Raw genomic sequence first — 25470 nt, 5'->3', positions numbered from 1 at the left:
CCACGCGTCCCCGGTGGCGCGGAGTCGTTAACGTTACGTCCGTGCAGCGAGCAACCAGGCGTGCACCCTTGGAGGTCACCGTGTCCCCGAACCGATACACCTACCTCGGTCCCGAGGGCACCTTTACCGAGGCGGCGCTGCGGACCCTGCCGGAGGCGGCGACCCGCGAGCTGGTGCCGTCCGTGTCCGTGCCGGCCGCGCTGGACGCAGTGCGCAACGGCGAGGCCTCGGCCGCGCTGGTGCCGATCGAGAACTCCGTCGAGGGCGGCATCCGGCAGACCATGGACGAGCTGGCCCAGGGCGAGCCGTTGATGATCTACCGCGAGGTGCTGCTGCCGATCGCCTTCGCCCTGCTGGTCCGGCCCGGCACCACGCTGGCCGACGTGAAGACGGTCACCGGCCACCCGGCCGCGCAGCCGCAGGTCCGGCACTGGCTCTCGCAGCACCTGCCGAACGCGGACTGGGAGTCGGCGGCGTCCAACGCCGACGGCGCCCGCCTGGTCCAGGAGGGCCGCTACGACGGCGCGTTCGCGGGCGAGTTCGCCGCGCCGCTCTACCACCTGGAGCCGCTGGCCGCCGAGATCCACGACGCGGCCAACGCGACCACCCGCTTCGTGCTGGTCGGCCGGCCGGGCCGTCCGTCCGCGCCGACGGGTGCGGACAAGACCTCGGCGGTGTTCTGGCTGGAGGACGACCACCCGGGCGCGCTGCTGGAGCTGTTGCAGGAGTTCGCGGTGCGCGGCGTCAACCTGATGCGCATCGAGTCCCGCCCGACCGGGGAGGGCCTGGGCAAGTACTGCTTCGCGGTGGACGCCGAGGGGCACATCACCGACCGCCGGGTCTCGGAGGCGCTGATGGGTCTGCACCGGATCTGCCCGCAGGTGCGCTTCCTCGGCTCCTATCCGCGGGCCGACGCGGTTCCGGCGACGGTCCGCCCGGGCACCTCGGACACCGAGTTCACCCGTGCTGCGGACTGGCTCTCCCGCTGCCTGGACGGGCGCGGCGACCGGTAGTCCGGTCGGGCCGTCCGGCAGGTGGTCCGGCCGGTGGTGCACAGGCCCCTGCGGGTTATCCACAGGATGGCGAGTTTTCCACAGGGTGGGGGTCGGTGTGCACGGGCTGCGGGATCGGCTTATTCACGCATTGATCAACAAAACTTGCAGATCGGACAAGACGGACATATAGGGATTCAGCTGCTCTGTTTCCCCAAAGTCCGCTTCCGGGACCCGGAAAATCACGCCTCCTGCCGCAAACCCGAGGTTTGACGAGCTCAGAGGCGTGATTTTCAACAATCCACAGGGACCTCCGCACCCCTGTGGATAACTATCTGCTCCTGGGGATATCCACAGCTGTGGATCCGCGGATCAGACGTCGGGGAAGTCGATCGTGTATCCCTGCTGGAGCAGCCACGGCACGATCTGGTTCAGCGCCGCCACGGTCTCGCTCCGGTCCCCGCCGCCGTCGTGCATGAGAATGATCGACCCCGGCCTCAGTTCCTTCTTCACCGTCGAGACGATCGTGGCGACACCGGGCCGCTGCCAGTCATTGGTGTCGACGCTCCACGCCAAGGGCCGCAATCCGTTGTCCGCGGATATCTGCCGGATCTCCGGAGTGAAATCCCCACCCGGGGCCCGGAACCAGGAGACCACGGTTCCCGGGCCGCCGGCCTGCTCGATCATGTGCTTGGCGTCGACTATTTCACTGGTCTCGTACGCGGTGCCACGGGTGGACATCGCCTCGTTGTGGTGGACCGAGTGGTCGCAGAGCCGGTCCCCGGCGGCGATGACCGCGCGCGTCGCCGAGGGATTGGCGGTGGCGTTCGGGCCTATTTCGCAGAAGGTCGCGTGGACCCCGTACTTCGCCAGCACGGCGAGGATCTTCGGCGTCCACACCCCGCTGGGTCCGTCGTCGAAGGTGAGCGCCACCGTCTTCTCCCCGCCGGAGTGGGAGATGTAGTACTCGAGGCTCTTGTCGGCCGCCTTCGTCCCACCGTTCGGAATGGTGTCACCCGAGGTGGTCTTGGGATCGGGCGAAGCGGAAGATGAGCCGCCGCCGTTCACGTTCTGGTTGGTGCCGCTGCCGCCGCATCCGCTCAGTGCCAGCACCGCCGCCAGGACCGAACCCGCGACCGCCACCACGCTCTTCTTCATACCCGTCCACCTTCCGTTCCCTGCCTGCCGGTTCACTTTCGCAGCCCGGACAGCCGGTTCTTACGGATCTGACAGGGTTGGGAAATCCTCGGGACGAAGATGTGACACAAATGCTCGGCCGAGGCCGCTTTCCCGGCCCGGCCGAAGGCTGAACAAGGCTCGGACAGCGGTTAATGCGCGAGGTCACGGCTCGCGGACCGGTACGCTCGTAGCGTGATTGACCTTCGCCTGCTTCGCGTAGACCCGGACCGTGTGCGCGCCTCCCAGCGCGCCCGAGGAGAGGACGTCGAGCTCGTCGACGCCCTGCTCGCCGCCGACGAGCGGCAGCGATCGTTCAGCTCCCGTTATGACGAGCTGCGCAACGAGCAGCGTCAGCTGGGCAAGCAGGTGGCGCAGGCCAAGGGTGACGAGAAGGCTGCCCTGCTGGAGCGCACCAAGGAGCTCGCCGCCGAGGTCAAGACCGCCAACACGGCGCAGACCGAGGCCGAGGCCGAGGTGCAGCAACTGCTGGGCGGGCTGGCCAACCTGCTCGACCCGGACGCGCCGATCGGCGGCGAGGAGGACTTCGTCACCCTCGAGGAGGTCGGCACCCCGCGCGACTTCGCCGCGGAGGGCTTCGAGCCGCGCGACCACGTCGAGTTGGGCAAGATCCTCGGCGCGATCGACACCGAGCGGGCCGCCAAGGTCTCCGGCTCGCGCTTCTACTACCTGACCGGCGTCGGCGCGCTGCTGGAGCTCGCCCTGGTCAACATGGCGATCGCGCAGGCCACCGAGGCCGGCTTCATCCCGATGATCACGCCCGCGCTGGTCAAGCCGCGCGCGATGGAGGGCACCGGCTTCCTCGGCCAGGCCGCGGAGAACGTCTTCCACCTGGAGAAGGACGACTTCTACCTGGTCGGCACCTCCGAGGTCCCGCTGGCCGCCTACCACATGGACGAGATCCTCGACGCGGACCAGCTGCCGCTGCGCTACGCCGGGTTCTCGCCCTGCTTCCGCCGCGAGGCCGGCACCTACGGCAAGGACACCCGCGGCATCATCCGCGTCCACCAGTTCGACAAGGTGGAGATGTTCTCCTACGTCGCGCCCGAGGACGCGGAGGCGGAGCACAAGCGCCTGCTGCAGTGGGAGCGCGACTTCCTGGACAAGCTCGGCCTCGCCTACCGCGTCATCGACGTGGCCTCGGGCGACCTGGGCGCGTCGGCGATGCGCAAGTACGACATCGAGGCGTGGATCCCCACCCAGGGCAAGTACCGCGAGCTGACCTCGACCTCCAACTGCGGTGAGTTCCAGGCCCGTCGCCTCGGCATCCGGATGCGCGGCGGGGAGGGCAACCGCCCGCTGGCCACGCTGAACGGCACGCTGTGCGCGGTGCCGCGGACCATCGTCGCGCTCCTGGAGACGCACCAGCTGGCCGACGGCTCCGTCGTCGTGCCGGAGGCGCTCCGCCCGTACCTGGGCGGACGCGAGGTGCTGGAGCCGGTCGGCAAGTAGTCCGGTCTGCCCGCAAGCACCATCTGAGAGAAAGTCAGACCACGTGAGCTCCGCCCCGCGGCCGTTCGACCTGATCGCGACCGACCTGGACGGGACGCTGCTGCGCGACGACCACACCGTCTCGGCGCGCACGCAGCGCACCCTGGAGGCCGCGAAGGCCACCGGGGCGCAGCACATCGTGGTCACCGGCCGCTCGGCGACGTGGACCAAGCCGACGCTGGACGCCATCGGCTACACCGGGCTGGCCGTCTGCAGTCAGGGCGGCCAGCTCTACGACGCGGGTGCGCACCGGCTGGTGACGTCCGTGACCCTGGACCGGCAGGTGGCCGGCCTCGCCCTCGCCAAGGCGGAGGCGGAGGTCGGCCCGCTCGCGGTGGCCGTCGTCCAGGACGGCCTCGACGGCGAGGTGCTCTTCTCCCGCGACTACGACATGCCCTCGTCCGGGACCCTGCTGTCCGACCCGGTCGACGACCTCGCCGCCCTGTGGGCCAAGCCGCTGAGCCGGGTGCTGATACAACACCCGGCGCTCAGCGACGACGAGTTGGCGACGGCGGCCCAGGAGGTCGCGGGCGCGCTGGTCACCGTCGTGGTGTCCGGACGGGGCTTTGTCGAGCTGCTGCCGCTCGGCCTCTCCAAGGCGACCGGGCTGGCGCTCGCGTCCGCGCGCCTGGGGACGAAGAAGGACCGCACCGTCGCTTTCGGCGACATGCCCAACGACATACCGATGTTCCGCTGGGTCGGCCACGCGGTGGCGATGGCCAACGCGCATCCCGATCTGAGGGCCGTCGCCGACGAGATCACCCTCGGCAACGAGGAGGACGGCGTCGCGGTCGCCATCGAGCGCATGTTCGAGCTCGATTAGTTGTTACCATAGGTCACGGTTAAGCCGGACATATCTGAGCAGAAAGGCAAGCGGACCATGCGCGGAGTGGAGCTGTACGCAGCCTGCCGCGCCCTGCTGGCCGAGCTCATCGACGCGAACATCAAGCGACCGGAGAGCTGACGTCGCGCGCCTCTGAGCGCCGTTCGACTCCTTTCTCCTGCCCACACTTTCTTTCTTCGCTTGAGAGTGACGCATGTCCCGCTCCGTGCTCGATACGCCCGTTTCGTATGCCTCTGCCCCTTCCGCCTCGCGGCTGACGCGCCTCCTCGCGCACCCCACGACCGCGCTGGTCGGCATCCTGCTGGTCTCCCTCAACATGCGCGCCGCCGTCTCGGCGGTCTCGCCGCTGCTCGGCGACATCAGCGCCAACTACCACCTGTCCTCCACGGCGGGCGGGCTGCTGACCACCATCCCGGTGCTGATGATGGGCGCGATCGCGCCCGTCGCCGCCCGCCTGATCCGCCGCTTCGGCGCGGAGCGGGTCGTCGCCCTGGCGCTGGTGGTGCTCGTCGCCGGCGTGCTGCTGCGGATCGCGCCGGGCGCGTGGGCGCTCTTCGCCGGCAGCATGGTGCTGGGCGCGGCGATCGCCCTGCTCAACGTCACCATGCCGGGCCTGGTCAAGCGCGACTTCCCGGAGCGCGCGGCGGCGATGACCGGTGTCTACACGACGTCGATGATCTTCGGTGCGACGCTGGCCGCGGCGCTGAGCGTGCCCTTCGAGCACGCCTTCGGCGGCTGGCAGGGCTCGATGGCGTCCTGGTCCGTACTGGCCGTCATCGCCTTCGCGGTGTGGCTGCCGCAGTTGTCCGCGTCGAAGACGCGGGGTGCGGGCGCGTCCGCGAAGGCGCAGCCATCCTCGGCGGCGAAGGTCCCCGGGCTGTGGAAGCACCCGCTGGCCTGGCAGTTGGCCGTCTTCATGGGGATCCAGTCGCTGCTCTCCTACACCCTGATCGCCTGGCTCCCGACGGTCCTGACCACACAGGGCATGGACCGCGGCACAGCCGGGATCGTCTTCGCCGCCAGCTCGCTGGTGCAGATCCCCGCCGCGTTCCTGATCCCGTTGGCGGCCGGACGCACCAACAACCAGCGGCTGCTGGTGGTCCTGATGGTCGGCTCGATGTCGACCGGCATCGCCGGTCTGCTGGTCGCGCCGACGGCGGGCGCGTGGGTCTGGGCGACGCTGATCGGCATCGCCCAGGGCGGCGGTTTCGGGCTCGCGATGGCGATGATCGTGCTGCGTAGCGGGAGCGCGCAGGTTGCTGCGCAGCTGTCGGGGATGTCGCAGCTGGTGGGCTACTTCATCGCCGCGAGCGGCCCGGTGGGCTTCGGTGCGCTGCACCAGGCCACGGGCGGGTGGACGCTGCCCCTCGCGGTCCTGCTGGCCTGCTGCGCGGTGGGCGTCACCGCGGGGTTGGGCGCGGGACGGAAACTCGTTCTCTCCGCCTGACCGTTTGCAAAGAGGGAAGTTGCACCACCAAGGGGCGCGGGGAACTGCGCGAGACACCACCCTGTGCGGATGGCCCTGACCGTCCGGCCCGCCAGCTGCGTGGGTGGCTTGTCGCGCAGTTCCCCGCGCCCCTAAGGTGCTGCAACTCCCCGTTGGCCCATGCGTTCTACTCTTCCCCGGCGAGCGTCAGCCGGCTGAGCCGGGCCGCCGCGAACGCCGCGCCACCCAGCGTTGCGACAAGGAGCAGCGGGACCGCCGTGGACAGCTGGACCGAGGACGTGATGACGCCCGGGTCCGCGATCTTCTCCGCCACCGAGAGCGCCCACTGGTGGACGCTCAACGTCCGCGCGCCCGGGACGTACTGGCCGACGATCGTCTCCCACAGGAGCGCGTACATCAGACCCCAGACCACCGCGTGGCGGGAGACCACGCCCAGCAGCAGGAAGATCGCGCTGTAGGCCACGCCCGCGATCAGCGCCGCGATCGTGAAGCCCAACGTCAGGCTCTCGTAGGTGCCGAAGAGGATCAGACCCGCGATGTACGTGGGCAGCGCCGCGAACACCACGGAGCAGCCGATGGCGACGACCAGCTTGGAAATGATGATCTTCCACCGCGGCTGCGGCTTCGCCAGCAGGTAGATGATCGAGCCGTCGTCGATCTCCGGGCCGATCGCGCCCGTTCCGGCGACCAGGCCGACCAGCGGGACCATCGTGCCGAGGGCGAGCGTGCCCAGGATGTTGGACGCGGTGCTCTCGTCCTGGCCCGCGACCGCGCGGATGACCACCGAGAGGACGATCAGCAGCAGAGGCAGGCCCAACAGCAGCAGGCCCCGGCGGCGGCCGAGCAGGCCGCGGACGGTCAGCCGGGCGACAGTGACGTTCATGATGAGGTCTCGGCCTTCCGTTACTTGGCGGCGACGAGGTAGGAGAAGACGCTCTCCAACGACTCGTCGGCCGGGGAGACGGTCAGCAGGCGGATGCCTGCCTCCTTGGCGACGCGCGGGACCAGCTCGGTGAACCGGTAGAAGTCGATCGCCTGGATCTGCAGGGCGCGCTCCTTCCAGTCCAGTTCGATGCCTGCCGTCGAGCCGTCGGCGATCAGCGCCGCCGCGAGGGCGCGGTCGTCGCTGGAGCGGACGGTGTAGCGGTGCGGACGGTCCGTCATCAGGCGGCGGATCTTGCGGAAGTCACCCGAGGCGGCGTGGCGACCGGCCACGACCACCTCGATGTGGCGGGCCAACTGCTCCACCTCCTCCAGGATGTGGGAGGAGAACAGGACCGTGCGGCCCTCGCTGCCGAAACGGCGCAGCAGCTCCATCAGGTGCATCCGCTGGCGCGGGTCCATGCCGTTGAAAGGCTCGTCGAGGAGCAGTACGGCCGGGTCGTGGACCAGCGCGGAGGCCATCTTGACGCGCTGCTTCATGCCCTTGCTGTACGTGGAGACCTGCCGGTCCTGCGCGTACTCCATCTCGACGGTGGCCAGCGCGCGCTTGGCCGCCTCGCCCGGGGCGGGCAGGCCGTGGAGCTCGGCGTTGGCCAGCACGAACTCCCAGCCGGTGAGGAAGTCGTACATGGCCTCGCGCTCGGGCACCAGGCCGATCTGGCGGTAGGCCCCCTGGTTCTTCCAGATCGGCTTGCCGTCGAGGACGACGCTGCCCGAGGACGGCGGCAGGAAGCCGCTCATCATGTGGATCAGCGTGGACTTGCCCGCGCCGTTCGGCCCGAGCAGGCCGGTGACGCCGGGCTCGATCGTCATGGTGACGTCGTTGACCGCGACGACATTGCCGAACCAGCGGGACGCCCGGTCGATGCTGATGGTGGTCATGGTTCTGCCTCCTCAGATCTTCCGGTAGCGACGGACCAGCAGGGCGAAGGTGCCGCAGACGAGCACGGCGATCCACACCAGGAAGACCACGCCGCCCAGGGTGCTCGGCACGCCGATGTTGGGGCGGTCGTTCGGCACGTTGAAGATCCACTGGACCGTGGAGTCGATCAGCATGCCCGGGTTGAGCATCGCCACCCAGTGGCCGGACACCTCATGGCCCTTGAACCGCATCACGCCGAAGATCGCCTGGGCCAGACCCTGGGAGACCATGAACGTCGCGATGATCGCCGCGACCCCGAAGCCACGACGCGGCGTCAGCGAGGCGAGCAGCGAGCCGATACCGGCGTAGACCAGCGCATAGAGCGCAGCGGCCAGCACGCCGTAGCCGAAGTGCTCCAGGTTGTAGGTGAAGGCCATCGAGCCCAGCATCGAGCCGATCCACATGATCAGCATCGGCAGCATGGTCAGGATGAAGATCGCCGACGCAATCGCCGCGAACTTGGCGCGCACGTAGTCGGAGGAGCGCAGCGGCCTGGAGAAGTAGAGCGGCACCGTCATGAAGCGGAGGTCTCTGGAGAAGAGGACCGGCGCCTGCGCGGCGGTGAAGACCGCGATCACGAACTGCATGATCGTGAGGTAGTAGGTGTACTCGATCGGCAGCTTGCCGGACTTGAGGTAGACCGAGACCGCGACCATGATCACCGCGGGCAGCGCCATGATCACACACATGGCCATGGGCAGGATCTTCGACTTGCCGGACCGCCCCAGGCCGAACGCGCCGCGCAGGCTGGAGGTGTAGAGCGAGCGGGTGGCGTAGCCGGGGCCGAGGCGCGGGCCCTCGTAGTGGCGGTAGCCGATGTCGTGGATGACGTCGGCCCGCGCGCCCTCACGGGTGTGGGCGTCAGGGGTGCGGATGTCAGACATGGGCCACCTCCTCCTCCACGGCGGGGTTCACGGCGAAGACCTCGGAGATGTGGTGGCGGCGTTGCTCCAACCGCACCAGGCCGACGCCCAGGTCCGCGACGGCGTCGCGGATCGCGTCGTAGACCTCGTCGCCGGTCAGCTCGACCAGGACGACGTGGCCGCCGTCCACCGTGGCGTTGAGGCCCGCCTCGGCCAGGCGCGCCAGCAGCGCGGCGTCCGCGTCGAACTCCGGCTCGCCCTGGCGCTCCGTCACCTCGACGGCGAGCATCTGGGTGTAGGCCGTCATGTCGGCGGTCGAGGAGCTGCGCAGCAGCTTGCCGCCGTCGATGACGACGACGTGGTCGCAGGTGCGCTCCAGCTCACCGAGCAGGTGCGAGGTGACCAGCACCGAGATGCCGAACTCGCTGTGGACGCGCCGGATCAGGCCCAGCATGTCGTCGCGGCCGACCGGGTCGAGACCGTTGGTCGGCTCGTCGAGCAGCACCAACTGCGGGTCGTGGACCAGCGCCTGGGCCAGCTTGACGCGCTGCTTCATGCCCGTCGAGTACGTGCCGATCGGGCGGTAGCGCTCCTCGTACAGCCCGACGTGGCGCAGGATGTCGGCGGTGCGCTCACGCGCCGCCGTGGCCGGCAGGCCGGACATCCGGGCCATGTGGACGACGAACTCGGTGGCGGTGACGTCCGGGGGGAGGCAGTCGTGCTCCGGCATGTAGCCGACGCGCTCGCGGATGGCGCCGCCCTCGGTGGCGACGTCCAGCCCGAGCACGCGCGCGGTGCCCTCGGTGGCCGGGGAGAGACCCAGCAGGATCTTGATGAGTGTGGACTTACCCGCGCCGTTCGCTCCGACCAGCCCGACGACTCCGGACTGCACCTCGACGGTGAGGTGGTCCAGAGCAGTGACCCGGGGGAACCTCTTGGTGAGGTTGTCCGTAGTGATGACAGACACAGGATGAGGCTAGTCAGAATGTCGGCCCCGTCACATCAGGTCGACGGCTGACTTTTCCCTGGTCCTGCCCTTAGCCCTGGGATGTACGCGGCCGGGGTCGTCCCCTAGGGGACGACCCCGTTCCGTGGCACGGCGGGACCGGTCAGGCCGAGAGCAACTGGTCCTGCAGCTCCACGACCTGGCGGAAGTCGACCGTGGGGATCTGCCTGGGGTTGGTCATCTCGATCAGCGCCTCCGTGTCGCCCACGGTGACGTACGCGTAGATCACGGCAGCGTGCCCGTCCTCGGCGTCGAGCGAGCGTACGGTCGCGGTGATCGACCCGAGGTCCACCCCCGTCGCGTCCTGTGCGAGCGAGGCGGACGCCAGGTACACCCCGTCGGCCTCGACCGAGTCGACGTCGCTCGCGGTGCTGCCGGAGCGGAACTGCTGCAGGTAGATCTGCGTGTGCGTGCCGTCCGGCATGGTCCAGCCGGTCGCCGCGATGTGCCGCAGGCCCGCGTCGTCGAACGCGCCGAGCAGCGAGGCGCTGGTGCTGTACATCTTCAGGAACGACGCGGTCGGGTACCAGCCGTTCCGGCCGGGGAGGGTCGCGTCCGGGGTCGCGCCGTCCGGTGCGGGCACCAGCAGTTCACGCAGGTCGACGCTGTGGACGTGCTCGCTGTCGGCCGGGGCCGGGGCTCCCGTGGGCAGCTCCGGCAGGCTCAGCGCCGGGAAGGTCCAGCGGCCGTCCGCGGGCGTCCGCAGTCCCGGGATGTCGGTCCGCGCCGGCACCGTCACCAGCGCGGCGGTCACCGCACCGGCCACCAGCAGCACGGCGGTCGCACTGCTCCACCGCGCGAAGGTCCGCAGCCACGTCCGCTCCTTGCGCGGCTTGGGCGCGTACGCGGCGGGCAGCGCCCACACGGTGGCGGGCACCGGCTGCGGCGGAACGCCGGGGTGGGGCGCGGGCGGCGCAGCCGGGACGGGCTGGGGTTGCGGGGTCGCGGCCGGGACGGGCTGGGGTTGCGGGGTCGCGGCCGGGACGGGCTGGGGTTGCGGGGTCGCGGCCGGCTGCGCGGTCGCGGGCGGCTGCGGAGTCGAAGGCTCGGGCTCGCGCTCCGGTTCGGGCTGGTGGAATTCGTCGGGATCGGTCGTCGTCATACCTGGGCCGCCGGGGTCGCGAGTCGGGAGAGTTGCTGGCCGAAGAGGTCCGCTGCCGCCGCCTGGTCGAGCGGGGCCACGCCCTCGATCTGCATGGTGATCAGCAGGTCGCCCTCGGCGTCGTCGCAGCGCAGCACGCCGAGCGAGGAGCCGTACGGGTTGGGCGGCAGGTAGCAGTGCGCGTGCGGGAAGCCCGACACACTCGGGCCGCCGCCGTCACCGCCGGTGGCGCCGCGCAGGGTGGCCAGCGCCGTGGACGCGGCGTTGCTGCCCGGCTTCTCCTGGATCAGCGTGATCTCGGCGGACAGCCCGTCGTCCGGGTCCGCGTAGCTGCGCAGCGCGTAGCCCTGGAGGCCGGACAGGCCGAGATCCGAACTGAGGGTGCTGCGGTTGCCCGCGCTCAGGAACCGGTACTCGGCGGTGAACGCCGACGCGTACTGGGACGGCGTCAGCACGGTGTCGTTGCCGAAGGTCCGGTCGTCGGGACCCGGCTCGTCGGAGGACGGCACCGGCAGCAACAGCTGGTCGAGCGAACCGAAGTGGCTGCCGTCCGCACGGACGCCGTAGCTCGGCGCGGCGGGCGACGCGGTGCCCGCCGCCGTCGCCGGGGACGTGCTGGACGACGACCGGGTCGCCAGGATCAGCGCACCGGTGCCGCCGCCGACCGCGACCGCGGACAGCACGAACGCGGCGGCCAGCGCGACGAACCGCCCACGTCGGCGCGGCTGTCCGTCGGAAGCTCCGGGCGCGTCGGTCGCGCCGGACTCGGCGGTCTCCGCGGACGGATCCGTCTCGGCGGGCGGGGGGAAGGCCTCGGTGCTCACAGGCGCTCCAACTGGCTCTGCATGATGGACATGACCACCGACTGCGGGACGGAGTTGGGGCTGTCCGCGAAGATCTCGACCATGATGTCGCCGTGACGGGCGTAGCCCACGCCCTGGTAGTAGCTGCCGCCGTTTCCGTCGCCGTGGGACTTCGTCCCGGCGTACACACCGCTGTCGGACGTACCGGGGACAATCGCGGGGCTCACCCCGGTGTCGGTCGCGGAGAAGCTCAACTGGCCCTCCATCGCGGTCCTGAGCTGGGACTCGTCGGACTTCTGGAACTGCACCAGCCGGACGCTGACGCTCTGGTCGCCGTTCTGGACCCACTGCACCTCGGCGGCGCGGCGGAAGCCGTTGGTGAGCAGGTAACGGAACTCGCTGCCGGGGTTGGTGTAGCCGTTCGCGTAGGAGCTGAGGGACAGCCAGCCGTCGGGGGTGTCCGGGACGTCCCACGGCTTGCTGCCGGAGGGCGCCGGGACGAGCAGTGCGGTCAGGTCACCGTCGGTCCGCACCGCGTCGTCCTCGCTCGCGGTGAGGGCGGGCGCGGCGCCGCGCGCAGCCGGGTACCGCGGTTGTGCGCCGACCAGCGGCGGCAGCGGCGTCGGCGGACGCCCGGCCTGGATCGCGTAGCCGATGCCGCCGCCTCCGGCGATGCCGAGCACCAGTGCGCCGGCGACCAGCGCGACGAGCTGCCCACGCGACCAACGACGGCGCTGCTTGGGCGGTTCGGCCGCTGCGATGTCTTCACTGGGGGGTCCGGCGGGGACATCGTCGGGGTCGACCGCCGACGGCCCGGGCACGGGAGTGCTCACTTCTTCTCCTGGTCGATGCGTCGTCGTCGGTGACTGACTCACTGGCCCGTGCTCAGGCGCTGCTCCTGACGCTGCATCAACTGCGTCAGGAGGGAACGGCTGGGCGTGCCCGAGCCGGTGATGTCGATCTCGTACTCCACGTCGCCGACGTGCGAGACGCCGATGATCTGACCGTTGCCGCCGTTGCTGCTGCTCGGCGCGAACGACTGGCCCTTGGCGTCCGAGATCCCGGACACGCTGAAGGAGTCGCCCTGGTTGAAGGTCAGCCCGCTGACCCAGTCGGAGGCGTGACCCGAACCGTCGAAGTGGATCAGCTCGACCTTGACGGTCCAGACCCCGTCGTTGGTCAGGAAGCTGCGCGTTGCGCCGCCCTGGCAGCCGAGCTGGTCGAGGACGGAACGGCTGGTGGAGGGGTCGTTCATCACCTTGGCGATGTCGCCGCAGCTCTCGCTCGCGCCGTTCACGTCGTTGTAGACCTGCGCGCCGTCGGGGACGGGCAGCAGGAAGAAGCGCAGATCGCCGCTGTGGACGCTGCCGCTGACGGAGCCCTTGACCGTCGGGCCGGGGGTCGGCGTCGGGGACGTCGGAGCAGCCGTGGTGGGGGCGGCCTTCGGCGACGGGGTCGCCTTCGCGTCGGCGGAGGCAACCGGGCTGGGACTCGCCGCGGCGGCCGTGGCACCCCCACTGCCGCTACCGCTGCCTCCGGCCGCGACGACCGCGCCCGCAGTACCGGCGGCGAGCACCAACCAGCCCGCGACACCGAGGGCGATGTACGCGCCGCGTCGCGAGGTCTTCTTCCCGGACGACCCGGTCGGCACCGGAGCGGGTGGAACCGCCGGATATCCGGGCGGCTGGCTTTCAGGTCCCAAGGAAATTCCCCAACGATGCGATACGGGGCAGTCGGGTCGGAGCAGCGCACATCCCGTCACGGAGACCGGCGCCACGACCCTTGCGAGCTGCGAGTATGCCGCGCCGCACAGGAACTGCCCAACTTCTTTATGCGATCGATACCGGCCACGGGATCGCTCTCCCGGATACGCCCCAATTATCCGCAGCAGTTCCACCTTTGACGTGCGGAGAACAAAAACGCGGGCCCCGCTGAAAAGCGGGACCCGCGTATGCCGACGAGCAGTGCTCCGCGTCAGCTGAGCTGCGTCAGCCGAGCTGCCTCAGCTGAGCTGCGCCAGACCGTCCGTGGCGATGCGCTCGAAGACCGCGAGGTCGTTCTCGAAGATCGAGTCCGGCACCGGCCAGTGCACGACGAGCTCGTCGATGCCGAGGTCGCGGTAGGTGCCGGCCCAGTCGACGAACGCGTCGACGGAGGCGAGGGGCCGCTCCGCCGTCGAACCCTGGAGCAGCATCTTGTCGATGCTGCCGAAGTCGCGCCCCTGTGCCTCGCACGCGGCGCGGAGCTTGCCGAGCTGCGCCTCGATCACGGCCGGAGCCTGCTCCACCGGCACGTCGCCGGGCCCACGCGGGTCACCGTAGGTGACCCAGCCCTGCCCGTACTTCGCCGCCAGCTTGAGCCCGCGCGGACCGGTCGCGGCGACGTAGAACGGCACGCGCGGCTGCTGGACGCAGCCGGGGATGTTGCGTGCCTCGACGGCGGAGTAGAACCGGCCCGGGGCGGTGGTCGTGTCCTGCGTCAGCAGCTTGTCCAGCAGCGGCAGGAACTCGTCGAACCGGTCGGCCCGCTCCTTCGGCGTCCACTCCTCCTGCCCGAGCGCCGTCGCGTCGAACCCGACCCCACCGACCCCGATGCCGACGGTGACCCGTCCGCCGGAGATGTCGTCGAGCGTCATCAGCTCCTTGGCCAACGTCACCGGATGCCGGAAGTTGGGCGAGGTCACGAGCGTTCCGAGCCGCAGCCGCTCGGTCGCGCAGGCCGCCGCGGTCAGCGTCGGAACGGCCCCGAACCACGGCTCGTCACGGAACGACCGCCAGGACAGGTGGTCGTAGGTGTACGCGGCGTGGAATCCGAGTTCCTCGGCCCGACGCCAGATCTTCTGTCCCTCGCTCCACCGGTGGATGGGGAGGATCACCGTACTCAGACGCATACCGCCGACCCTACGCGTTCGCTCTGGCAGGTGAGTTTGCGAACACCCCGCGTGACGGCGCCTGCGCGATCGCTAGCGTGGGCGCCGTGGACGTGCTGAGCAAGGCCGAACTCCAGGCGCTGATCGAAGAAGCCACCGTCGACGCCTACGGCGAGGACGAGCAGTGGACCTGCCCTTGCCAACGCCTCTGCCGGACGGCCCCGAATGGATCGAGGCCTACCGCCACTGGGCCGGCTGACGCCAAGCCGTTCGGACAGCACGTCCAACCGACTTGCCAGGGAGGGCAGGACATGGGGAGCACCACACAACGGGGCCACGGCATCAGCGATCGATCGCTCCGTGCCCTCCTCAAGCGCAGCGCCGAGTTGAAGGGTGAGCTGGTCGCCTTCGCGCAGAGCCGACGCTTCGACCGATGGTTGACTCCGGCTCTGCTGGAAGCAGCGGGGCCCGAGCGGCGGCTGGGCGAGCTCGAGGCAATCCGGATCATCGACAACTTCATCCTGCGGTACCGCCTGCCGGACAGCTCAACCGTGGTGGACAAGTTCGTCGCCGGGCGACGGGACCTGGCCGAGAGCGACCGGCAGATGCTGCTCGGCTGGCGTGACCCGGTGGGAGGGAATCTTCGAGATCCGACGCAAGGACGGGGACGCCGTCGTCCTGCTGAACCTGATCGACGACCTCGAGTACCGCACATACTCCAATGTCGGCCGCGCCGCGTTCCGCAGCGTCACCAAGGGTGACTTCCTCCTCGCCACCCTGGTGCCCGTCCACTCCGTCGATGGGGTGTGGCTGGCCTCCGGGGCCTTGGCGCCCTACCCGAAGACCAGCGCCACCGAGATCGCCCGGGCCGCGCTCGAACTGGCCACCAGTCATCCCGCACTCGTCTTCCGCAACCCCGAGAAGATCGAGCAGGGATGGGAGTCCATGCGGGCGGACCGGGCCGCGTTCGTCGAGTTCTGCGGTGGCGACGAGCTGGTCCTTTCCCCTGCCGACGGCGAGGACCGACTCAACTCCTACTACCGGCACCGGCAGGAAGCCACCATCGCCCAACTGCCCGAGCGCGCCCGCAGCAGGCGGCTGCCCAGCTTGGGCATGCCGTTCTTCGAACTTCCGCAGGAGCTCGCGGAAGCAGACACCGTCGGCGTCATCTACGACGACATCGACGGACTGAACTTCTACGCGGACTACGGGATGCTGCAGGAACTCTTCGCAGACCCAAACCTCACCGGGCGCAAGCAGCACCAGGATCTGCTGCGCACCTACCTGCGCGAAGAGTCGATCGCACCACTGCCGATCCGCCGACTGGCCGCCGCCCACCCAGAGACCGCCGACGCGGTCTTCCGCAAGCTGCTGCGAAAGCCCGGCTTCACCTGGTCCGAACACGGCGAGGATCTGCTACGCCGACGCAAGCCCTGGTACTACGTCCAAGAGCCGCGCCCCGGGGTGTCCGTGATCGGCGAGCGCCTCAGCGAACTCACCGCCAACGGCAGACAGCCTGCGCTGACCCGGGCGCGGCGCGTACCGCGTCAGCCCGATCGCCCGTGACAGGGAGGTCGACCTTCAGCGGCGGAGACTGCGGAAGATGCGAACTCCTTCGAATTGCCGTTCGCAGCTGCGCCGTGCCCGGCAGGTAGACACAGAAGCGTGTTAATACGCCATGTAATACACTGCTGCCATGGATGAGCCTCGCCGCGGCAAGACCCGCGTCACCAGCGTCTCCCTCCGCACCGAGACCCTGGAGGCCATCCGAGCGCGCGCGGGAAAGCAGGGCGTCTCCTCATACATCGAGAAGGCCGTGCAGCGACAGCTCCAGCGCGAGGCGATTGACGAGTTCATCGCAGCTGCCGAGGCCGAGCACGGGCCCGTCGATCCAGCAGAAGTGGCGGCGCGAGCTGAGCGCGTCCGGGCCCACCACGCCAGCCACCGAGGCGAATCCACTCCGGCGGACGCCGCGTGAGCGGCACTCTCGTTCTCGACAGCGAGGCTCTCTCCAAGCTCACCCGCCGACACCGCGACATGACCGTCTGGCTGGACGTCGCTCGCACTCTTGACCTGCTGGTTGTCACAAGCGCGGCCACGCTCGTCGAGGCACGCGATCCGAAAGTGCCGCAGGCGGCATTCGACCACGCCGTCTCACTGGTCAAGGTGCGCCCTGTCACGGAGGACGTTGCACGCGCCGCGAGCAAGCTGCTCACAGCCGAAGGGCTTCACGGCCACAAGTACGCGATCGACGCAATGCTCGCCTCGACGGCTCACCTGGAGCACGGCGACGTGACCGTCGTGACCAGCGACACCGAGGATCTACGCCGACTGTGCCACCGACGCATCGCAGTGGAACCGATCTGACCGGGCCACACCAGCAGCAGCACCCGCAGCTCAGACTGTGATGGGTGAACGAGGCTTGACCGAGGTCACGAGCGTTGGGACCGGAAGAGCGGGAGCAGCGACGGGGCAGAAGTCTTCATTAGACGCAGACTATCGTGCGCTTAATGCATACGCCTGCTTGAGGTAGGACTCCGCCGCAGATCAGACCCAGATGAGTGAATAAACGTTGGTGCCGGTCCGCGGCCCTCGACCGGCAGCAGGTCCGTCACGTCACGTGGGTCGAGCCCGTCCAGTCACCGCGCGGTGGCCGCCGGTGCGGGTGTGCAGAATTCCGACTCGAGCTCGGCGGTGAAGACGCCGACCGGGCTGCCGAAGGTGCCGTTGGCCCAGTCGCCGTTGACCTCGGTCGAGAGGAGGTGGCGGCCGTCGCGGGTCCCGAAGGTGTAGGACCACGAGCCGTCGATCGCGCCGCCCATGCCCCACACCGTGCCGCAGGAGAGGTTCACCGAGGCGACGCCCAGGCCGTACGTGGTGCCCGGGATCCAGTTCTTTCCCGGGTCCAGCATGGTGAACATCTCGCGCTGCTGGGTGGGCGGCAGCATCCGTCCCTGGAGCAGGGCGCGGAAGAAGGTGATCAGGTCGCCGTCGGTGGAGATGATGTCGCCCGCGCCGAAGCCCCAGGAGGGGTTGAGGTCGGTCACGTCGTAGAAGGGGGCGTTCGGGTCCTGCTCCATCAGCTTGGAGTAGAACCGGCCGTGCGGGCCGTCGATGCCCGTGTCGTCGCCGGTCGGCTCGTAGGTGTTGGAAAGGTGCAGCGGCCCGGTGATGCGCCGGGCGATTTCCTGGGCCAGGCTGTGCCCGGTGGCCTTCTCCACGATCAGCCCGGCCAGCACGTAGTTGGTGTCGGAGTACTCCCAGCCGGCCCCGGGGGCGAAGCTCGGCTTGCTGGCGACGGCGATCTCGACCAGCTGTCGCGGGGTGAAACTGTCGAAGCGGTTCGTCAGGAAGGCCTGGCCGACGAACTCGTCAGCCAGCTGCGGCGCGTTGGCGTAGTTGGAGATGCCGCTGGTCATGTCCAGCAGCTGGCGGATCGTGATCTCGGATCCGTCGTAGCCGTTGCCGTCCACCAGGCCGGGCAGCCAGTGCTCGACCGTGTCGTCCAGGCTGAGCTTGTGCTCGGCCTCCAACTGGAGGACGACGGTGGAGACGAAGGTCTTGGTGGTGCTGCCGATCCGGAACCCGTCCTGCGGCTGGAGCTTGCGCCCGGTGCTCAGGTCGGCGGTGCCGGCCTGGCCGAACCAGGTGGAGTCGCCGTTCTCGATCTGGGCCATCGCGCCCGGCAGACCGGCCTGGGTGACCGCCTGGTCGAGCACGGACTGGACTCCGGCGTGCTGGGCTCCGGCACGCGGGGCGTCCTGGGCGAAGGCGGCGGGAGCGGTCGCCAGCATGGCTCCGGTGAGGACGACGGTGACGGCGGCGCGGACGGTGTTCTTCACGGTGGTTCCCCCTGATGCGTTGTCGTACTGCAGGATTTTGCTTCGCGGTCTGTGAAAGACAGTAGGCCGATCTTTGCCGATCAGGCAACGGTCTAATGGCTCAACATGCCAGTTATTGCAGGTGAATGACGGTAAATCATTGCAATGAGCTTGACGATTAATGCAATGGACTCCCGCATCCGTTGCAATGGGCTCTGGATGAACGCATACTCGGCCGCAGCACAGTGGAAAGAAGGGGAGCGTCGACATGCCAGGTGCCAGGCTGACCCAGGACGACCGCCGCAGGATCGCCGTCGGACTGGCGGAGGGCCTCGCCTACGGGGAGATCGCCCGCCAGTTGGCGCGTCCGACGTCGACGGTCACCCGCGAGATCGCCCGCAACGGCGGCCCGTCCGGCTACCGCGCGGACAGCGCACAGCGCGGTACCGCACAGCGCTCGCGGCGCGGCAAAGCGGCGCCGCAGCGGCGGCCCGACGGCGGAGTGCGCGGCGGCGCGGACGGCCGTGATCCGGCCGCGGTCCAGGAGTACGCGACGCAACTCGCGGAGCTGCTGGTGCACATCGGCCTGCCGCGGATGGTCGCCCGGGTACTCACCTGCCTCTACGTCACCGACAGCGGCAGCCTGACCTCGGCCGAGCTGGTGCAGCGACTGCGCGTCAGCCCGGCGTCGGTGTCCAAGGCCATCGGCTACCTGGAGGGCCAGGCGCTGGTGCGGCGCGAGCGGGACGAGCAGGGCGAACGGAGCGAACACGGCCGCCGCGAGCGCTACGTCATCGACGACGACATCTGGTACCAGGCCATGCTGGCCAGCGCCCAACGCAACGCGATGCTCGCCGAGTTCGCCCGGAACGGCGCCGAGCTGCTCGGTCCGGCCACGCCGGCCGGAGCCCGGCTCGACACGGCCGCGGTCTTCCTGGAGCACACGGGAGAGGACCTCGTCCGCGCCGTGCAACGACGTCGCGACGAGGAGGGAGGGGCAGAGGAGGGACAGTCAACGGTCAGTCGGTGAGGAGTAGCCCCGTCACGAACGCGACCGCGTCCTTCGGATCGCGCAGCGCGCCGCGCGCGAACGCGGCGTCGTACGCGGTCGCGCCCAGCTCCTCGCGAAGGGACTCGCTGAGCCCGGCGACGTGACGTCGGGTGCCCGGGAGGGACAACGACTCGGCCACGCCGCACAGTTCGGCCGCCGTGCCGGGGCGGCCGGAGGCCGACTCCAACGCCGCCGCGGTGACCGCGAGTTCGCCGTAGGCGGGCAGGTTGCGGGTCCGGGCGACCACCTCGGACGCGGCACGGAGGCAGTCCCCGGCCTCCCTGCGGTCGCCCTCGCGGAGAGAGATCCGAGCAACCGTCATATGTGCTGCTGCCTCTGTCAGTTCGCCGCTCGTCCAGCCAACCAACCTGCTGGCCATGGCCGATGCGCAGAGCTCCCGGGCCCGCGCGGTCTCGCCCCGGTGGAGGGCGACCTCCGCCAGGCCGAGCCGGGCCTGGGCCAGGTTGTCGCTCACGCCGAGCGGCTCGACCAGGCGGACGGCGCGCAGCAGGTCGGCCTCCGCCGCCTCCAGGTCGTCCGCGCGGATGCTGAAGTCGGCGCGGCTCCAGAGTAGTTCGGCCATGTCCTCGACGGACTGCAGCTCGCCCGCGAGGGCCAGCGCGCGGTCGGTGCAGGCGGAGGACGCGGCCCGGTCACCACGGCGTCCCATCGCGCGGGCGAGCTCCATCAGGGCCATCACCATGCCCCACCGCTCGCCCTGCTGCCGGAAGCAGCCGAGCGCCTCGCGGAACTCGCGCTCCGACTCGGCCAGGTCGGCGCGGAGGAACCAGTGCTGGAACCCCATCCCGGTGTGCAGCAGGCCGCGGTACCAGGGGTCGTCGCCCAGGCTTGCGATGGCCTCGTTCTGCGCGGCCGTCGAGAGCTCGTCCGGAACGCCGACGAACGGCGCCCACTGCACGATCAGGAACGGGAACCGCAACGGATGCGCGAACATCAGCCGGTCCATGACCGGGCGGCACAGGTCGACCGCGGCGGCCAGCTCCGGGGTGTCCATGCCGCCGGAGATCGCGGTCATCACGGCCAGCACGAACTGCTCGTCCCGACCGGGCGGGATCACGCCACCGAGCCCGTCGAGCAGCCGGACGGCCAGGGCGCGACCCTCGGTGCGGAGGCCGCGCAGCATCCAGTAGCCGGACAGCGCGGCGAGCAGGTCCAGCGCCTGTTCGGGGTCGGTGGCGACAGCGTGCCGCAGCGCGGCGGTGAGGTTGCTGTGGTCGGCTGACAGGCGTGCCAGCCAGTCGAGTTGAGCGGCGGTGCGGAGCTGCGGCTCGGCCGCCAGGGCGAAGGCGGCGAAGTGGGTCAGGTGCGCGTCCGCGTAGCGGCGCTGCTCGTCGGCCGCGGCGAGCCGTTCGGCGGCGTAGGCGCGGACGGTCTCCAGCATCCGGTAGCGCATGCCGTCCGCGACCGCATCACCGCTGTCGCCTGCCGGGGCCTGATAGGCCACCACCAGGGACTTGTCGACCAGCGCGCCCAGCAGGTCAAGGGTGCCGTCGCCGGCGACGGGGTGGCCGCCGCAGACGGCCTCGGCGGCGTCCAGGGTCCAGCCGCCGCTGAAGACCGAGACACGGCGCAGGAGTTCGCGCTCCGGCTCCGGGAGCAGGTCCCAACTCCAGTCCACCACCGCACGCAGGGTCTGCCGGCGCGGCTGGGCGGTCCGGCTGCCGCCGGTGAGCAGACGGAACCGGTCGTCGAGCCGGTCCGCGATCTGACGTGGCGTCAACATCCGTAGCCGGGCAGCGGCCAGCTCGATGGCGAGCGGCAGGCCGTCCAGGCGGCGGCAGATCTCGGCGACGGCCGCCGTGTCGGCGGGATCGAGGGTGTCCGGCGCGAAGCCGGGGCGGACGGCGGCGGCGCGCTCGGCGAAGAGGCGCAGCGCCTCGCCGTCCGGGAGCGGGTCCAGCGGGCGGACGTGCTCGCCGGGGACGGACAACGGCTCCCGGCTGGTGGCGAGGATCCGCAGCTCCTGGCAGGCGCCCAGCAGGCTCTCGGCGAGCGGGGCCACCTCGGCGACGATCTGCTCGCAGTTGTCCAGTACCAACAGCAGGTCGCCGCGCCGGGCCAGTGCGGGGGCAAGCCGGGCGACGGCGTCGCCGGTCGGCGCGGTGGGGCCGAGGACGCCCGCCTCGCGCACTCCGAGCGCCCCCAGCAGCGCCTGCGTGAGCCCGCTGCCGTCGCCGACCCGGGAGAGGTCGGCGAAGCACGCGCCCCCGACGCCGTCCCCTGAGCTGGTGGCCTCCTCTGAGCTGGTGCCGCGCCGAAGTCGGCGCGCGGCGAGTTCGAGGGCGAGCCGGGTCTTGCCGGTCCCGCCGGGGCCGGTCAGGGTCACCAGCCGCGCGGTGCGGAGCGTGGCGTCGAGCGCGGCGAGCTCGGGTTCGCGGCCGACGAAGCTGGTCAGCGGACGCGGGACGGGAGGCAGGGCCGTGATCGCGGGCACGGACCCGCGCGGGGCCGAAGCCTCCGCGACAGCGGCCTCCCGGACAGCAGCCTCCAGGACAACTGCCGCCGGGACAGCCGCCGACGCCCGCAACGCCGGGTCGGCGCGGAGGATGGCCAGGTGCAGCTCGGCCGTCTCCGGTCCGGGATCCGCGCCCAGCGCGTCGGCAAGGGCCTCGCGCAGTGCCGCGTACGCCGCGAGCGCATCGGCCTGGCGTCCGGCGGCATAGAGGGCGCGCATCAGCAGCGTGGTCAACCGCTCGCGCAGCGGATCCGCCGCGACGGCCTGGCGCAGTTCGGCGATCACCTCGCCATGGCGGCCCAGACGCAGCGCGGCCTCGGCCCGGGTCTCGACCGCGCCCAGCCGCAGCTCGGTCAGGCGGACCACCTGCCCGGCGGCGAACGGCACGCCGCCGACGTCCGAGAGCGGCTCGCCGCGCCACAGCCCGAGCGCCTCGGTGAGTGCCGCATGCGCCTCCGCCGCCGCGCCGGCGGCCAGCGCGGACCGGCCCTCGGCGGCGAGCCGCTCGAAGACGTGCGCGTCGACCTCGTCCGGCGACACCGACAACCGGTAGCCGCCGGGCCCGCCCTCGATGGTGGCCCCGACCTGCGCCAGCGCTCCCCGCAGCCGGGAGACCTGCGACTGCAGCGCGTTGGCGACGTTGTTCGGCGGCGACTCGCCGTAGAGGCCGTCGACCAGCCGGTCGGTGCCGACCGTCCGTCCGGCGTCCAGCAGCAGCAGCGCGAGCAGCGCACGACGGCCGGGACCGCCGAGGGCGAGCTCCCCGCTGTCGCCGGTCCACGCCTGGGTCGTACCGAGAATGCCGAACCTCACCCGGTGATTCTGTCCCATGGGACACCGGGCGGGAGGGAGGTTCCGCCGGAAGATCCACACTGGAGGATGTGAGGATGGAGGGGTGATCCCCTCCCTCATCGCCACCGATCTCGACGGCACCCTGCTGCGCAGCGACGGCACGGTCTCGGCCCGCACCGAGGACGCCCTGCGTCGCGCCGAGGAGGCGGGGATCTGCATCGTCTTCGTCACCGGCCGCCCGCCGCGCTGGATGGGCGCGGTCAGTTCCGCCATCGGCCCGCACGGCGTGGCCATCTGCTCGAACGGCGGCGCGCTCTACGACGTCCGGCGCAAGGAGCTGCTGTCCACCTCCCCGATGCGCCGCGAGGACGCGCTGGCCACGGTGACGGCGCTGCGCTCGGCGCTGCCCGAGGTCAGCTTCGCCTTCGAGTATCCGGCGGGCTTCTCGCACGAGCCGCAGTATCCGCGCACCCTGTGGGACATGGACGCGGCCGAGCAGGTCGCCCCGGCGGAGGAGATCCTCGCCGGTCCGGCCGGGGACCAGGTCTTCAAACTGCTGGCCAAGCACCCGAGCCTGGACCCGGACGCGTTCCTGCGCCTGGGCCGCGAGGTGGTCGCCGACTCCGGCGAGGTGACCCGCTCGGCGTCGGTGGCGATGCTGGAGATCGGCGCGGTCGGCGTCAGCAAGGCCACCGCGCTGGCCCGCTGGTGCGCGGAGCGCGGCATCCCGGCCGAGCGGGTGGTGGCCTTCGGCGACATGCCCAACGACCTGCCGATGCTCGCCTGGGCGGGCACGGCCTACGCGGTCGCCAACGCCCACCCCGAGGTGCTGGCCACGACGGCGCGGCACGCCGCCGACCACGACGAGGACGGCGTGGCCCGGATCGTCGAACTCCTGCTGGACGGCGGCGTCTGAGGCGTCCAGCCCCGGCTGCCCTGGACCCCTCTCACCGCACGGCGGTTCTCACAGCACGGCGGTCCAGGAGACCGTGGTGCCCTTTCCGTTCGGGCCCGGTCCGTGCCAGGCGGAGCCGGAGAGGGCCTCGGCCCGCTGACGCAGGTTGCGCAGCCCGCTGCGGCGACCGCCCTCCGGGATGCCGACGCCGTCGTCGGTCACGGTGAGCAGCACGGCGGGCCGACCGGCCGCGCGCAGGGCCGAGTCGGGGTCCTCACCGTCGACGACGGTGTCCCGCACCGCCCCGGCCACCACCCCGGCCACCGGCGGCGGACTGTTCGTCAGGTGGCCCTCGGCGTCGATGTGGACGGTGCTGTCCACACAGACCTCGACCTTCGACGACCGCGCGTGGCGCGCCGCATTGGAGAGCATCTCCCGTAGTGCCGCCGTCAACTGACGACCCGTCGGCTCACCGATCATCGACTCGATCGGCCCCACGAACGTGATCGACGGACGGAAGCCGAGCGGTCCCACCGCCTGTGCGCCCTCGCGCAGCAGCTTGCTGCGCAGGTCCTCGTCGCCCTCCGGGGTGTCGTCGTGCTGGAGGGCGTAGATGGTGGTGCGCACCTCCTGGATGGTGGCGTCGAGTTCGTCGACCGCCTTGCCGAGCCGGGTCCGCACCTCGGGGACCTCGGCCAGCCGGGCCGCGCTCTCCAGCATCATGCCGGTGGCGAACAGGCGTTGGATGACCAGGTCGTGCAGGTCACGGGCGATCCGGTCGCGGTCCTGGTAGACCGCGAGCCGCTGCTGGTCGTGCTGGCCCTCGGCCAGCCGCAACGCCAGCGCCGCCTGGGCGGCGAAGCCCTCCGCCAGCGCCTGCTCGTCCGGGGTGAACGGGGGCAGGTCACGTCGACGCCAGACACTGACCGCGCCGAGCACCCGGCCGGCGCTGCGCAGCGGCAGCGTCATGCTCGCCCCGAACGCCTTCCGGACGGTGGAGCGGACCTCCGAGTTCTCCCGCATGTCGTCGATGATGACGCTGTCCCCGGCCAGCAGCCGGGCGGTCCGCTCGCTCGGCGGGATCAGCTCGCCGGTGACGAAGTCCGAGGCCTCACCGGACGCGTGCGAGATGCGCAGTCCGCCGTCGCCGGTCGGCAGCAGGATCATGCCGATCGCCGCGTCGGCCAGGTCGCGCAGCAGTTCAGCGGTGGTGATCAGCGCGATCTGCGCGTCCTCGGCGGTCAACATCACCGTGGTCACCTCGCGGGAGGCGGCGATCCAGCGCTCGCGGCGCAGGCCCTCCTCGTAGAGGCGGGCGTTCTCGATGGCGACCCCGGCGGCCGCCGCCAGCGCCTCGACCACCTGCTGGTCGGCGGAACTGAAGTGCCGTCCGTGGTGCTTCTCGGTCAGGTAGAGCGTGCCGAAGAAGTCGTTACGGACCCGGATCGGCACGCTGAGGAAGGTGTGCATCGGCGGATGGCCGTGCGGAAAGCCCGCCGCGCTGGGGTGCTGGGTCAGGTCCTCCAGCCGCAGCGGCTCGCAGTGGTCGGTGACGTAGCCCAGCAGGCCGAGCCCGCACGGCGGCCCGCCGATCTCCAGCTCCTGCTCGGCGCTGATGCCCACCTGGATGAAGTCCGACAGACCGTGGGTGTGCGGGGCGAGCACGCCCACCGCCGCGTACTCGGCGTCGACGAGATCCGCCGCGGTGGAGGCGATCCGCTGCAGCGTCGCGTGCAGGTCCAGCCCGGAGCTGACCGCGACGACGGCCTCCAGCAGCTCCCGCATCCGGTCGTTGACGGCGGCGACGGCGTGCAGGCGCTCGGCGACCTCCGACACCAGGGCGTCGACCTCGAGCGAGCCGAGATCGGGGCTGAAGTGTCCCTCGCTCTGTTCCATGGCCATGGTCAGAGCCTAGTTTGTCCGGATTGGCCTGCTCCGGATTGGTCAGCCGGGCCGG

The 25470-nt window shown here is 70.7% G+C and carries 22 protein-coding genes; 9 read left to right on the top strand and 13 right to left on the bottom strand.

Translation table 11 applies throughout. From position 1 onward, the window contains the following. The first annotated feature begins 80 nt into the window (after positions 1-80). Positions 81-1013 carry a prephenate dehydratase gene (gene pheA / locus ABH928_RS12085; protein ID WP_370065202.1) on the top strand — a complete coding sequence of 311 codons (933 nt, stop codon included), beginning with the start codon at positions 81-83 and terminating at the stop codon, positions 1011-1013. A gap of 351 nt (positions 1014-1364) precedes the next feature. Here pheA and ABH928_RS12080 read toward each other — a convergent pair whose 3' ends face one another. Continuing rightward, entirely contained in the window at positions 1365-2150 is a 786-nt protein-coding gene (locus ABH928_RS12080; protein ID WP_370065200.1) for a polysaccharide deacetylase family protein, read from the bottom strand. A gap of 213 nt (positions 2151-2363) precedes the next feature. On the opposite strand from ABH928_RS12080, the gene serS reads away from it, so the two are divergent. The 3 genes from serS (at position 2364) to ABH928_RS12065 (ending at position 5971) form a co-directional block, all read left to right on the top strand. Beyond that, a complete protein-coding gene (serS, locus tag ABH928_RS12075; RefSeq protein WP_370065198.1) occupies positions 2364-3641 on the top strand; it encodes a serine--tRNA ligase in 1278 nt (425 codons plus the stop codon). Positions 3642-3684: 43 nt separating this feature from the next. Next, entirely contained in the window at positions 3685-4503 is an 819-nt protein-coding gene (locus ABH928_RS12070; protein ID WP_370065196.1) for an HAD family hydrolase, read from the top strand. Between the two features lie 214 nt (positions 4504-4717). Further along, a complete protein-coding gene (locus ABH928_RS12065; protein WP_370065194.1) occupies positions 4718-5971 on the top strand; it encodes a CynX/NimT family MFS transporter in 1254 nt (417 codons plus the stop codon). Positions 5972-6137: 166 nt separating this feature from the next. Here ABH928_RS12065 and ABH928_RS12060 read toward each other — a convergent pair whose 3' ends face one another. The 9 genes from ABH928_RS12060 to ABH928_RS12020 form a co-directional block, all read right to left on the bottom strand. Next, positions 6138-6857: an ABC transporter permease subunit gene (locus ABH928_RS12060; RefSeq protein WP_370065529.1), complete on the bottom strand. Its 720-nt coding sequence runs from the start codon at positions 6855-6857 to the stop codon at positions 6138-6140. Positions 6858-6874: 17 nt separating this feature from the next. Continuing rightward, positions 6875-7795, bottom strand: a complete 921-nt coding sequence (locus ABH928_RS12055) for an ABC transporter ATP-binding protein (protein WP_370065192.1) — start codon at positions 7793-7795, stop codon at positions 6875-6877. Between the two features lie 12 nt (positions 7796-7807). Then, entirely contained in the window at positions 7808-8719 is a 912-nt protein-coding gene (locus ABH928_RS12050) for an ABC transporter permease (RefSeq protein WP_370065190.1), read from the bottom strand. Further along, on the bottom strand, positions 8712-9665 hold the full coding sequence (locus ABH928_RS12045; protein ID WP_370065188.1) for an ABC transporter ATP-binding protein: 954 nt from the start codon (positions 9663-9665) through the stop codon (positions 8712-8714). The genes ABH928_RS12050 and ABH928_RS12045 overlap by 8 nt, the downstream gene beginning before the upstream one ends. Positions 9666-9807: 142 nt before the next feature. Continuing rightward, the gene (locus tag ABH928_RS12040; RefSeq protein ID WP_370065186.1) at positions 9808-10806 is read right to left on the bottom strand and encodes a hypothetical protein; all 999 of its coding nucleotides are present in this window, start codon (positions 10804-10806) and stop codon (positions 9808-9810) included. Then, a complete protein-coding gene (locus ABH928_RS12035; RefSeq protein WP_370065185.1) occupies positions 10803-11630 on the bottom strand; it encodes a hypothetical protein in 828 nt (275 codons plus the stop codon). Before ABH928_RS12035 ends, ABH928_RS12040 begins: the two co-directional genes overlap by 4 nt. Continuing rightward, entirely contained in the window at positions 11627-12442 is an 816-nt protein-coding gene (locus tag ABH928_RS12030; RefSeq protein ID WP_370065183.1) for a hypothetical protein, read from the bottom strand. The genes ABH928_RS12035 and ABH928_RS12030 overlap by 4 nt, the downstream gene beginning before the upstream one ends. 38 nt (positions 12443-12480) lie before the next feature. Beyond that, on the bottom strand, positions 12481-13260 hold the full coding sequence (locus ABH928_RS12025) for a hypothetical protein (RefSeq protein WP_370065181.1): 780 nt from the start codon (positions 13258-13260) through the stop codon (positions 12481-12483). A 351-nt stretch (positions 13261-13611) separates the two neighbouring features. Then, positions 13612-14499: an LLM class flavin-dependent oxidoreductase gene (locus ABH928_RS12020; RefSeq protein WP_370065179.1), complete on the bottom strand. Its 888-nt coding sequence runs from the start codon at positions 14497-14499 to the stop codon at positions 13612-13614. Positions 14500-15099: 600 nt separating this feature from the next. On the opposite strand from ABH928_RS12020, the gene ABH928_RS12015 reads away from it, so the two are divergent. The 3 genes from ABH928_RS12015 to ABH928_RS12005 all read left to right on the top strand — a co-directional run bounded on the left by ABH928_RS12015 (position 15100) and on the right by ABH928_RS12005 (position 16845). After that, a complete protein-coding gene (locus tag ABH928_RS12015) occupies positions 15100-16044 on the top strand; it encodes a hypothetical protein (RefSeq protein WP_370065177.1) in 945 nt (314 codons plus the stop codon). Between the two features lie 130 nt (positions 16045-16174). Then, positions 16175-16456, top strand: a complete 282-nt coding sequence (locus tag ABH928_RS12010) for a hypothetical protein (RefSeq protein WP_370065175.1) — start codon at positions 16175-16177, stop codon at positions 16454-16456. Next, entirely contained in the window at positions 16453-16845 is a 393-nt protein-coding gene (locus ABH928_RS12005) for a type II toxin-antitoxin system VapC family toxin (RefSeq protein ID WP_370065173.1), read from the top strand. Before ABH928_RS12010 ends, ABH928_RS12005 begins: the two co-directional genes overlap by 4 nt. 272 nt (positions 16846-17117) lie before the next feature. On the opposite strand, the gene ABH928_RS12000 is transcribed toward ABH928_RS12005, so the two are convergent. Further along, entirely contained in the window at positions 17118-18320 is a 1203-nt protein-coding gene (locus ABH928_RS12000) for a serine hydrolase domain-containing protein (protein ID WP_370065171.1), read from the bottom strand. A 247-nt stretch (positions 18321-18567) separates the two neighbouring features. Between ABH928_RS12000 and ABH928_RS11995 the strand changes: the two genes are divergently transcribed. Continuing rightward, on the top strand, positions 18568-19329 hold the full coding sequence (locus tag ABH928_RS11995) for a MarR family transcriptional regulator (RefSeq protein ID WP_370065169.1): 762 nt from the start codon (positions 18568-18570) through the stop codon (positions 19327-19329). Here the strand turns inward: ABH928_RS11995 and ABH928_RS11990 are convergent. Next, the gene (locus ABH928_RS11990) at positions 19319-22639 is read right to left on the bottom strand and encodes a BTAD domain-containing putative transcriptional regulator (RefSeq protein WP_370065167.1); all 3321 of its coding nucleotides are present in this window, start codon (positions 22637-22639) and stop codon (positions 19319-19321) included. The genes ABH928_RS11995 and ABH928_RS11990 overlap by 11 nt on opposite strands. 82 nt (positions 22640-22721) lie before the next feature. Between ABH928_RS11990 and ABH928_RS11985 the strand changes: the two genes are divergently transcribed. After that, complete coding sequence (locus ABH928_RS11985) at positions 22722-23534, top strand: HAD family hydrolase (RefSeq protein ID WP_370065165.1); 813 nt, start codon at positions 22722-22724, stop codon at positions 23532-23534. 48 nt (positions 23535-23582) lie between these two features. Here ABH928_RS11985 and ABH928_RS11980 read toward each other — a convergent pair whose 3' ends face one another. Continuing rightward, positions 23583-25415, bottom strand: coding sequence for a GAF domain-containing protein (locus ABH928_RS11980; RefSeq protein WP_370065163.1), 1833 nt, complete (start codon positions 25413-25415; stop codon positions 23583-23585). Between the last annotated feature and the right edge of the window lie 55 nt (positions 25416-25470).

It is taken from the genome of Streptacidiphilus sp. MAP5-3 (assembly GCF_041262505.1).
Classification (GTDB): domain Bacteria; phylum Actinomycetota; class Actinomycetes; order Streptomycetales; family Streptomycetaceae; genus Streptacidiphilus.
The sequence above is the reverse complement of the archived record's forward strand: the minus strand, read 5'-3'. Positions and strand labels throughout refer to the sequence as shown.

What these genes read in the sequence shown, in the direction of transcription:
- ABH928_RS12080 (WP_370065200.1), bottom strand. Translation starts at nt 2,150, where the DNA reads ATGAAGAAGAGCGTGGTGGCGGTCGCGGGTTCGGTCCTGGCGGCGGTG.
- ABH928_RS12065 (WP_370065194.1), top strand. Translation starts at nt 4,718, where the DNA reads ATGTCCCGCTCCGTGCTCGATACGCCCGTTTCGTATGCCTCTGCCCCT.
- ABH928_RS12055 (WP_370065192.1), bottom strand. Translation starts at nt 7,795, where the DNA reads ATGACCACCATCAGCATCGACCGGGCGTCCCGCTGGTTCGGCAATGTC.
- ABH928_RS12050 (WP_370065190.1), bottom strand. Translation starts at nt 8,719, where the DNA reads ATGTCTGACATCCGCACCCCTGACGCCCACACCCGTGAGGGCGCGCGG.
- ABH928_RS12040 (WP_370065186.1), bottom strand. Translation starts at nt 10,806, where the DNA reads ATGACGACGACCGATCCCGACGAATTCCACCAGCCCGAACCGGAGCGC.
- ABH928_RS12020 (WP_370065179.1), bottom strand. Translation starts at nt 14,499, where the DNA reads ATGCGTCTGAGTACGGTGATCCTCCCCATCCACCGGTGGAGCGAGGGA.
- ABH928_RS12010 (WP_370065175.1), top strand. Translation starts at nt 16,175, where the DNA reads ATGGATGAGCCTCGCCGCGGCAAGACCCGCGTCACCAGCGTCTCCCTC.
- ABH928_RS11995 (WP_370065169.1), top strand. Translation starts at nt 18,568, where the DNA reads ATGCCAGGTGCCAGGCTGACCCAGGACGACCGCCGCAGGATCGCCGTC.
- ABH928_RS11980 (WP_370065163.1), bottom strand. Translation starts at nt 25,415, where the DNA reads ATGGCCATGGAACAGAGCGAGGGACACTTCAGCCCCGATCTCGGCTCG.